This window comes from Bradyrhizobium uaiense (assembly GCF_010811875.1).
GTDB lineage: Bacteria > Pseudomonadota > Alphaproteobacteria > Rhizobiales > Xanthobacteraceae > Bradyrhizobium > Bradyrhizobium uaiense.
Genome location: NZ_VKHP01000085.1, coordinates 23,804 through 33,464, shown reverse-complemented (window position 1 = coordinate 33,464; position 9,661 = coordinate 23,804). Strand labels below are relative to the sequence as shown.

Annotated in this window: 8 protein-coding genes and 2 pseudogenes; 6 read left to right on the top strand and 4 right to left on the bottom strand. The window is 64.4% G+C overall.

Annotated elements, in window-relative coordinates; genetic code table 11:
* Positions 1-132: pseudogene (locus FNJ47_RS53950) on the top strand (Lrp/AsnC family transcriptional regulator); the annotation flags it as partial.
* On the opposite strand, the pseudogene FNJ47_RS53260 reads toward FNJ47_RS53950, so the two are convergent.
* Positions 124-342: pseudogene (locus FNJ47_RS53260) on the bottom strand (Lrp/AsnC family transcriptional regulator); the annotation flags it as partial. The pseudogenes FNJ47_RS53950 and FNJ47_RS53260 sit on opposite strands and share 9 nt — an antisense overlap.
* 161 nt (positions 343-503) lie before the next feature.
* On the opposite strand from FNJ47_RS53260, the gene FNJ47_RS20890 reads away from it, so the two are divergent.
* The 3 genes from FNJ47_RS20890 to FNJ47_RS20880 all read left to right on the top strand — a co-directional run bounded on the left by FNJ47_RS20890 (position 504) and on the right by FNJ47_RS20880 (position 3,600).
* A complete protein-coding gene (locus tag FNJ47_RS20890; protein WP_163156395.1) occupies positions 504-1,517 on the top strand; it encodes a 1-aminocyclopropane-1-carboxylate deaminase in 1,014 nt (337 codons plus the stop codon).
* 368 nt (positions 1,518-1,885) lie between these two features.
* On the top strand, positions 1,886-2,131 hold the full coding sequence (locus tag FNJ47_RS20885) for a hypothetical protein (protein WP_236000018.1): 246 nt from the start codon (positions 1,886-1,888) through the stop codon (positions 2,129-2,131).
* A 203-nt stretch (positions 2,132-2,334) separates the two neighbouring features.
* On the top strand, positions 2,335-3,600 hold the full coding sequence (locus tag FNJ47_RS20880; RefSeq protein WP_163156393.1) for a S1C family serine protease: 1,266 nt from the start codon (positions 2,335-2,337) through the stop codon (positions 3,598-3,600).
* A 98-nt stretch (positions 3,601-3,698) separates the two neighbouring features.
* Here FNJ47_RS20880 and FNJ47_RS20875 read toward each other — a convergent pair whose 3' ends face one another.
* Entirely contained in the window at positions 3,699-4,640 is a 942-nt protein-coding gene (locus tag FNJ47_RS20875; protein WP_163156392.1) for a metallophosphoesterase, read from the bottom strand.
* Between the two features lie 82 nt (positions 4,641-4,722).
* The gene (locus tag FNJ47_RS20870; protein WP_163156390.1) at positions 4,723-6,471 is read right to left on the bottom strand and encodes a flavin-containing monooxygenase; all 1,749 of its coding nucleotides are present in this window, start codon (positions 6,469-6,471) and stop codon (positions 4,723-4,725) included.
* A 203-nt stretch (positions 6,472-6,674) separates the two neighbouring features.
* Here FNJ47_RS20870 and FNJ47_RS20865 point away from each other — a divergent pair, with 203 nt between their 5' ends.
* Both FNJ47_RS20865 and FNJ47_RS53945 read left to right on the top strand, forming a co-directional pair.
* On the top strand, positions 6,675-7,079 hold the full coding sequence (locus FNJ47_RS20865; protein ID WP_163156388.1) for a DUF1186 domain-containing protein: 405 nt from the start codon (positions 6,675-6,677) through the stop codon (positions 7,077-7,079).
* 168 nt (positions 7,080-7,247) lie between these two features.
* Positions 7,248-7,607 (top strand): SEC-C metal-binding domain-containing protein, encoded by a 360-nt coding sequence (locus FNJ47_RS53945; protein WP_163156386.1) that lies wholly within the window; start codon positions 7,248-7,250, stop codon positions 7,605-7,607.
* Positions 7,608-7,655: 48 nt separating this feature from the next.
* On the opposite strand, the gene recQ is transcribed toward FNJ47_RS53945, so the two are convergent.
* Complete coding sequence (gene recQ / locus FNJ47_RS20855; RefSeq protein ID WP_163156384.1) at positions 7,656-9,524, bottom strand: DNA helicase RecQ; 1,869 nt, start codon at positions 9,522-9,524, stop codon at positions 7,656-7,658.
* Positions 9,525-9,661 lie beyond the last annotated feature (137 nt).

The window sequence follows — 9,661 nt, the reverse complement described above, 5'->3', positions numbered from 1 at the left end:
TTCGCGAGCTTCGAGCAGGCCGTGGCGAAACTCAAATGCGTGCTCGACTGCCACCTCGTCGCCGGCGACTTCGACTACTTCCTCAAGATCCGCGCCGGCGACATGGAGGATTTCAATCGCATCCATGCCGACCATGACCAGCGTGCCCTTGCCGAGCCTGCGCGGCGCCACCATGGCACGGACGCTGCTGACATATCCCTCGTCGAACAGCGCCTGGGTCCGGCGATGGCAGGTGGCGGGGCTGACGCCGACCTGGTCGGCCAGCTCGGCGTTGCTGAGCCGGCCGTTCTTCTGCAGCAATCTCAACATCTTGAGGTCGATGCGGTCGAGCCGGGCGGACATGGAAGAATCTCTCACTATTTGTCGATATCGTGAAAGAAACCATATCACTGCTGCCAAATCTGGCAATCTTCGGCGATAAATCGGGTCGAGTTAGAGAGCACCTTTCGCGCCGGTGGTGATAGGAGTGGCCGCCATTCCAGACCACCAAAGAGGATGCCAGCATGCTGGAGAAGTTCGCGCGCTATCCGCTCACATTCGGGCCGACCGCCATCGAGAAGCTCGATCGGCTGTCAAAGCATCTCGGCGGCAAGGTCGAGCTCTATGCCAAGCGCGAGGATTGCAATTCCGGGCTCGCCTTCGGCGGCAACAAGCTGCGCAAGCTCGAATACATCATCCCCGACGCGATCGCTTCCAACGCCGATACGCTGGTCTCGATCGGCGGCGTGCAGTCGAACCATACGCGCATGGTTGCGGCGGTTGCGGCCAAGATCGGCATGAAGTGCCGGCTGGTGCAGGAGAGCTGGGTGCCGCATGAGGACGCCGTCTATGACCGTGTCGGCAACATCCTGCTCTCGCGCGTGATGGGTGCCGATGTGCGCCTGGTCGACGATGGCTTCGACATCGGTATCCGCAAGAGCTGGGAGCAGGCGATCGAGGAAGTGAAGGCGGCGGGCGGCAAGCCCTATGCGATCCCGGCCGGCGCTTCCGTGCATAAATATGGCGGGCTCGGCTATGTCGGCTTCGCCGAAGAGGTGCGCGCGCAGGAGCGCCAGCTCGGCGTCAAGTTCGACTACATCGTCGTCTGCACGGTGACCGGCTCGACCCATGCCGGCATGCTGGTCGGCTTCGCAGCCGATGGGCGCGCGCGCAACGTGATCGGCATCGACGGTTCGTTCACGCCCGCACAGACCAAGGCGCAGGTGCTGTCGATCGCGCAGAACACCGCCAGGCTCGTCGAGCTCGGCCGCGACATCGTCGAGGATGATGTCGTGCTGATCGAGGATTATGCCTATCCCGCCTACGGTGTGCCGTCGGAAGAGACCAAGGAGGCGATCCGCCTCAGCGCGCGGCTCGAAGGCATGATCACCGACCCCGTCTACGAAGGGAAATCGATGCAGGGCATGATCGATCTCGTGCAGAAGGGCTTCTTCCCGGCCGGATCGAAGGTGCTCTACGCCCATCTCGGCGGTGCGCCGGCGCTCAACGGCTACGCCTACGCGTTCCGCAACGGCTGAGGCATCGCACGTCTTGTAGCGCGGATGGAGTCAGCGGGTCGCGCGAATGCGCGTCCGGTGACAGGTTCCGCGAAATCCGGTCCACACTGCTCCAAACCTCCCCTTGAAAAGGGGAGGTCGCTTTGCTCGCTAGAGCAAAGCGGGTGGGGATCTGCTTTCTCCGCTTGCAGCATCGCCTGCGGCTGACCCCCATCCCGACCTTCCCCCTTTCAGGGGGAAGGAGAAGACAGCACCCCTCCGCGGAAAGACCGTCCCGGATTTCGCTCCCGCTCTATCCGGGCTGCGTTCCATTCGCACGAGTAAGGTCGGCGTCAGCTTCTCCCGATATCCTGTCCCGGCCGGGAGAGTCGGGAGACCTTCGCGTGAGGATGATGAATGCGGCGGGCCGGGCTGTCGCCGCGCTTGGCCTTGGCATCGTCGCCGTGGGGCATTGGTTCTGGACCTACCCGGGCCACGGCTCTGTCCTGCGCGCCCGCCTGCTGGGGATGAATCACGCGGTCGAGCTGTATGCCGGCATCTTCCTGATCGGCGTCGGCGTCCATGCCCTCGCGTCCTGGTACTGGTTCAGTGATCCGAATCCGCCGGCGCAGTCTTCGGTTCGAGAGCCGCAGTAGCAGCCGTTTACGCGGCCGATGGAATATGTCTGGGTTGACACCTTAAGAACAAAATAAGAACATGACGCCTGTAACCTGAGGGTGTGGCGATTGCCTCATCCGCGGCGGTATTGCGCGGCGGCAGGACGAAGGCCAGGCCGCGCACCACTTGCGGATGAATTTCTCCGCCTCCTGCGATGGGTTGTGGCTGGAGAGTGAGCCTCATGAGAGTTGCGATCCGGGCGGCCATTGCGGCCGCATGGCTGTTTGCGTCTGCAAGTCCGTTGGACGCCCGCGGTCCCTACGGCTCGATTACGGTCGGCAACTGGAAGGGCGGCGCCTTCACCGACGACAAGAGCGGTGCATTCACGCATTGCTCGGCGGGGACGGTCTACCAAAGCGGAATCTACTTCGTGGTCGCGATTACCGCGAATGGTAGCTGGCGGCTGGGCTTTGCCCATGAGAGCTGGCGTCTGACGCCGGGTGAGGCCTTTCCACTCGCGCTGACCTTCGACGGCCAGCCGGCGTTCAATGTCTACGGCATGCCGCTCGGCACCCAGCTCGTCAACGTCGAGATGCCGGTGACCTCCAACCTGATCAATCAATTCCGCAAGGCGCACCAGATGACAGCGTTCGCGCAGGGACAGTTGTTTCAGTTCAACCTGAATCAAACCGGACAATTGCTGCCGGCGCTGCTCAACTGCGTCGTCGCGGTGAAGAAGAACGGCGTTGCCAATGCCGGCGAGTTTGCGGTCGCAGCGAAGCCTGCGGCTGCGCCGGCGCCGCCGCAGGCTGCACCGAACCCGGCGCAGAAGCAGGCAAGGTCCGGGACCGGGACCGGCTTCGTGGTCAGCAGCAGCGGTCACGTCGTCACCAACCATCATGTCATCAATGGTTGCAGCGAGATCACCGGCAATTTGAGCGGCGAGGCGCCGGTCAAATTGCGGCTGGTGTCCGGCGATGAGACCAACGATCTCGCGCTGCTGCAGGCGCCGTCGCCGTTCAAGGATGTCGCCAAGATCAGGCAAAATCCCATTCCGGTCGGCAATGGCGTGGTGGCGATCGGCTATCCCTACCACGGACTGCTGACGTCCGATTTCACCGTGACCACCGGCATCGTCTCGTCGCTGAGCGGCATTCTCAACGACACCCGCTTCCTGCAAATCAGCGCCGCGGTGCAGCCGGGCAACAGCGGCGGGCCGCTGTTCGATCTCGGCGGTGGTGTGGTCGGCGTCGTCGCCGCCAAGCTCGATGCGGTCACGGTTGCGCGGGCGACGGGAAGCATCCCGGAGAACATCAATTTCGCGATCAAGACCGGGGCGTTGCGCGATTTCCTCGACAACAGCGCGGTGCAGTACCAGACGGCCGAGTGGCATGATGCATCAAAGCGGGAGACGTCCGAGATCGCAAAGGACGCGCGCGGCTACACGCTCCTGATCGTTTGCAAGGTCAACGAGCAAAGCGCGGGCGCGAAGAAGCCGGCAAATTGATACCTCCCGGGCAGCCGCCGGCTACTTTGCATGGGGTTGTTTTCGATATTTTGGCAATGCGCGCCTGGCCGGCAGCTCGTCGGGCGGCAGCTTACCAGCTAGCGCAACCGCCGCAGGGTGTGCACCGTGATCTCGGCCGGGCAATTCAGCCGCACCGGCGCAAGGCTGGTGCCGGCGCCCGTGGATGTGTAGCCGGCGAGTTCCCCGAACCGCCAGGCGCCCTTGCCCATCCGCCGCGGCAGCCGCGCCTCCAGCTTGATCGCGATGCCGCCGGGCAGGCAGAGCTGGCCGCCATGGGTATGGCCGCTCAGCATCAGGTCGAAGCCGGCCGCGGCCGCCGCGCGATAGGATTCCGGCGTGTGCGCCAGCAGGATCGAGAACGCATCGCGCGGGATCGCCACTGCTGCCCTTGCAATGTCGTCGGTGCGGTAGAAATGCGCGTCGTCGATGCCGGCGAGATGGATCGTCGCGCCATCGCGCGTGATCGGCTCCTGCTCGTTGAACAGCATCCTGACGCCCATCGCCTCCAGCGCCGGCGTCATGCGGATGCTGTCGTGATTGCCGAGGATGCCGTAGAGCGGCAGCTTGATCCGCGCGCACAGATCCCTCATCAGCGCGAGGCTGGTCTCGAACGAGCCAAACGTCTTGCCCCGATAGTCGCCGGTCAGGACGCAGATGTCGCAGGCGATGTAGCGCACGATGTCGGCCAGATGCCGCATCGCGCCCTGGCTGATGTCGGCGTGGAGATCGCTGAGCTGAAGGATGGTGAAGCCATCGAATGCCGGCGGCAGCCGCGTCGACGTCACCAGATTTCGCCGCACCTCGACCCGGTCGGCGTTGCGCCGTGCGCGGCCGTAGAGGCCGGTCACCTTCAGCGCGGTGGTGACGATCCGCGGCGCCAGCTTCCAGTTCTCGACATTGAACAGCAAGGTGCCCTGGCCGAACACTTGCTTCTCATGCGCAGCCTCGATCCCAAGCCGGCGCACGACATGGTCAGCGCCGATCCGCTCGATCAATCCCTGCAACGCCGTGTCGGCCATTATCCCCCGTGCGGCCCACGATGCGAAACGCGGTCCGGCGCCACACTATCACGCGCGATCCCGGCGGGGATACCGCGGGCGATCAGACCACCGGAACGCGCTTGGCGGCGACCGCGGCCGGCGAGATCACCTCGATGTCGAGCGGCACCTGCCAGCGCTCGGTGAAGCGGACCTGCGGCGGTGCGTTGCCGTTGCGTCCGCCCCGTAGCACGAAGCCGTCATAGCCCGAATTCATCACCTCATTGCACTTCTGCACATAGATCGGGAAGCCGCCGATATAGGGCATGAACACGCGGGGCCGGCCCGGGATATTCGTGCCGACATACCAGGAGCTGCAGGTCGAGCGCAGCGAGACCGTGGACACGTCGTTGACATGGGCGACCCAGGCGTCCTCGTCGTCGCGGACCGCTTCGATGGTGCCGGCGCCGATGTCGCGCATGTGACCGAGGCAATCCGCCAGCCAGTCGACATGCTGCTCGATCGCCTGGATCATGCTCGCGAGCACCGACGGGCTGCCGGGACCTGTGATCATGAACAGGTTCGGAAAGCCCTCCGAGGCGAGGCCGAGATAGGCCCGCGGACCGGCCCGCCATTTCTCGGCCAGCGTCTGGCCGCCGCGGCCGCTGACCGCGATCTTGTCGAACGAGCCGGTCATGGCGGCAAAGCCGGTGGCGGAGACGATCGCATCGACCTTGTGTTCGGTGCCGTCGACCACGATGGCATCACGCGTGATCCGCTCGATCGGTGTCTTCGACACATCGACCAGCTTCACATGCGGCAGATTGTAGGTCTCGAAATAATTGGTATCGACGCAGAGCCGCTTGCAGCCGAACACGTTCTGCGGACACAGCAGCTCGGCCGTGGCGGGATCCTTGACGATGCCGCGGATCTTCTCGCGCGCGAAATCGGCGATGGTGTCGTTGGCCGCCTTCTCGAACAAGAGGTCACCGAACGAGCCGAGGAAGGGCAGGCCGCCGCGCTGCCAGGCCTCCTCATAGAGCCGCTCGCGTTCCTGCTCGCTCGCCTGCAAGGCGGGCTGGGCGTTGAACAGGAAATAGAACCCGGTCGGCCGCGCCCGCGCCTTGGCACGCAGCTCCGGATAATGCGCCTTGGCTTCCTTCAGATATTCCGCTGACAGCCGCTCGTTCCATGCCGGTACCGACCAGGTCGCGGTCCGCTGGAACACGGTGAGCTCGGAGGCCTGCTGCGCGATGATCGGGATCGACTGGATCGCGGACGAGCCGGTGCCGATGACGCCGACGCGCAGGCCGGTGAAGTCGACACCCTCATGCGGCCATTCGCCAGTGTGATAGATCGGCCCGTCGAAATCTTCCATGCCGGTGAAGGCGGGGCGGTTCGGCGCCGACAGGCAGCCGACCGCCATGATGCAGAATTTCGCGGTGACCCTGTCGCCGCGGTCGGTCTCGATCAGCCAGCTGCCTTCCTTTTCGTCGAAGGTCGCCGCGGTGACGCGGGTGTCGAACACGATCTGGCTGCGCAAATCGAAGCGATCGGCGACATGATTGGCGTAGGCGAGAATTTCGGGCTGCGGAGAATATTTCTCCGACCAGCTCCAGTCCTGATCGAGTTCCTCGGAGAACGAGAAGGAGTATTGCAGGCTCTCTACATCGCAGCGTGCGCCGGGATAACGATTCCAGTACCAGGTGCCGCCGACGCCGCCGCCGGCCTCATAGACCCGCGCGGTGAAGCCGAGCCCGCGCAACCGATGCAGCATGTACATGCCGGCAAAGCCTGCGCCGATCACCACGGCATCGAACGTTCCACTTTCGGCAGGGCGCGCAGTCTTGCGCGCGGTGCTCTCCTGAGCCATGGCCGGTCTCATCCCTTATCTTAGTTGTGTCTTGGCCGCGCCTCGTTGGACGCTGCGACTGAAAGATTAGGGCGAGGGTGGCGCGGCCCGCAAGCACATGCGTTGCCGCGTCCGGTATGGCTCCCATGCCGCGGCCAATAGAGAGGTGGTCCAGTACAGCAGCACGAGTGTAAGCTCCCATATCCAAGCAAGGGCCAGGTTCCATGAAAAAGGAAGAAGTCGAAGCCATCTTCAAGCAAGGCGATCTAGGGCCCATCGAAGATTGCCTGGATGCAATCGCCATTCAACCGCGGCTACCTGCTCTTGCCGTCGGAATGTGCCTGCTCAGGATGGAAGAGGCGGTGCCCCCGCTGCGCGCCCTGGTCGCTCGGGCCGCGAATGGCGAAGCGCTCTCCGACGACGAAGTCGTGCTGCTGTTCCGTGGCCTGTATATTCTCGGCGGCGGCCGGGATAGAGAAGTTTGCCGGGACCTGCTCCGGTTGCTGCGCCGCACCGAAGCCGAGCTCGATGATCTGCTGGGCGACGTCGTGACGCAAAGCATGGCAAGCATCGTTGCTGGCGTGTTCGACGGCGACGTCGAGACTTTACTGAGCCCGATCTCGGATTGATCTGTCGACCAGTTCGTCCGCGAACAGATTCTCGGTGCGGCGACGTTCCTTGCGTGGAACGGGAGCATTCCGCACGAGCGGATCCGACGCCTGCTGCTGGCGTTCTACGAGGAAGAATTCGCCGAAAACGAGGACCAGGCCTGGTTCGGCTGGCAGCGGGCAATCGCCATGTTGGGGCTGCGCGAGCTCGCGCCGCTGGTACACCGCGCGATCGACGAAGGCAGGATTCCTGAATGGATGGCTCGACACGACGAATTTGAGCAGGATCTCGCCGACGCCGAACAGAGGCCCGCGGACATTGCCCGCTTTGAGGAGGCGCATCTCGGCTATATCGAAGATGTTGTCGACGCATTGGCATGGACTGAATACGATGACGCCATGGGCCAGTTCGCCGACGAAGACTTCGATGCGGAATGGACGCCAACTGAGCCTGTGAGGAATCCGCTGCGCCACGTCGGACGCAATGATCCATGCCCGTGCGGAAGCGGCAAGAAATACAAGAAATGCTGCCTCGGCAATCGGGCCTGAGTTGGCGGGCGGCACGGCAGAGCTGATGGCAAGCTAATCGTTGCGTCGCTAGCCGTCATTCGCCTTCACGATCCGGATCAGCTCGGCGCCGTAATGCTCGAGCTTTTTGTCTCCGATCCCGGCGATGTTGCGCAGCTCGTCCAGCGTGTCCGGACGCATCGCGGCGATGCCGTCGATGGTCGAATCGTGCAGCACCACATAGGCCGGCACGCCGCGCTGCCGCGCGACCTCAGAACGCCAGGCGCGCAATGCCGCATGCAGCGTGGGGTTCGCGGCACCGCCGGGGCTGTCGGCCGCCGCCGCGAGGTCACCACGGCGCGACTTGCCGCGGATCGCACGGTTGCGCGCGCCTTCCGGCTGCTCGCGCAGCATCACCGCGGTGTCGCCCTTCAGCACGCCGCGGGCGCTGTCGGTCAGCTTCAGTGCGCCGAAAGCGTCGCTGTCGGCGCGCAGATGGCCCATCGCCACCAGCTGGCGCAGCACGGCGCGCCATTGCTTCTCGTTGAGCTCGCGGCCGATGCCGAACACCGACAATTGGTCGTGATTGAATTGCTTGACCCGTTCGGTGAGCCGCCCAACGAGTACGTCGATCAGGTGCATGGCGCCGAAACGCTGCCCGGTGCGGTAGACGCAGGACAGCAGCTTCTGTGCGAGCACCTTGCCGTCGCGGACGCGCGGCGGCGTCAGGCAGTTGTCGCAATTGCCGCAGCTTTCATCGCTGCGGGTCTCGCCGAAATAGCCGAGCAGGCGCTGCCGCCGGCAATGCACGGTCTCGGCCAGCGCGACCAGTGCGTCGAGCTTGCCGACCGAGACGCGCTTGAAGGCGTCGGAGCCGGTCGATTCATCGATCATGCGGCGCTGCTGCACGATGTCGGAGAGACCATAGGCCATCCACGCGGCCGACGGCTTGCCGTCGCGGCCGGCGCGTCCGGTCTCCTGGTAATAGGCCTCGATGCTCTTGGGCAGATCAAGATGCGCAACGAAGCGCACGTCGGGCTTGTCGATGCCCATGCCGAACGCAACCGTTGCGACGATCACAAGGCCGTCCTCGTTGAGGAAGCGGTCCTGATGCCGGGCGCGCACGCCCGCATCGAGCCCGGCGTGATAGGGCAGCGCCGGAATGCCGGCCTCGCTCAGCGATGCCGCGACGTCCTCGACCTTAGCGCGCGAGAGGCAATAAACCACTCCGGCGTCGCCGGCATGCCGCTCCCTGATGAAGTTCTTCAGCTGCGTGGTGGCATTCTGCTTGTCGACGATTTCGTAACGGATGTTGGGCCGGTCGAAGCTTGCGACGAATTCCGGCGCGTCGGCGAGCTGTAGCCGCTCGGCGATCTCCTTTCGCGTCAGCGCATCCGCGGTCGCGGTCAGCGCGATGCGCGGCACCTTGGGGAAGCGTTCGGCGAGTGCGGACAGGCCGATATATTCCGGGCGGAAGTCATGGCCCCATTGCGAGACGCAATGCGCCTCGTCGATCGCAAACAGCGCGATCTGCGCCTGACTGAGCAGATTGAGGCAGCGTGGCGTCAGCAGCCGTTCGGGCGCCACATAGAGCAGGTCGAGATCACCGGCGAGCAGCCGCCGCTCGACCTCGGAGGCCTCCTGATAGGACAGCGTCGAATTCAGCACCGCGGCGTTGACGCCGGCCTCGGTGAGGCCCGCGACCTGGTCGCGCATCAGCGCGATCAAGGGCGACACCACGATGCCGCAGCCATCGCGCAGCAGCGACGGCAGCTGATAGCACAGCGACTTGCCGCCGCCGGTCGGCATCAGCACCAGGCAATTGCCGCCATCGGTGACGTGGCGGATGATCTTCTCCTGCGAACCGCGGAAGCCCGACAGGCCGAATACGGAACTGAGCACGGATCGCGCGTCGCGAGGCGAATCGGATGCGCGATCGAGGGCGGGCTGGGCGGTCATGATCCCTGGGAGGATGATTCGAGTTTCCGGGTCGAACGATTCCGGAACGAAACGTGTTAATACACCGTCCCACGATAAACTCAATTCAGGCAATCGGCGCCCGTCGTTCGCCCATACGACCGGCTGGACCCAGCCGC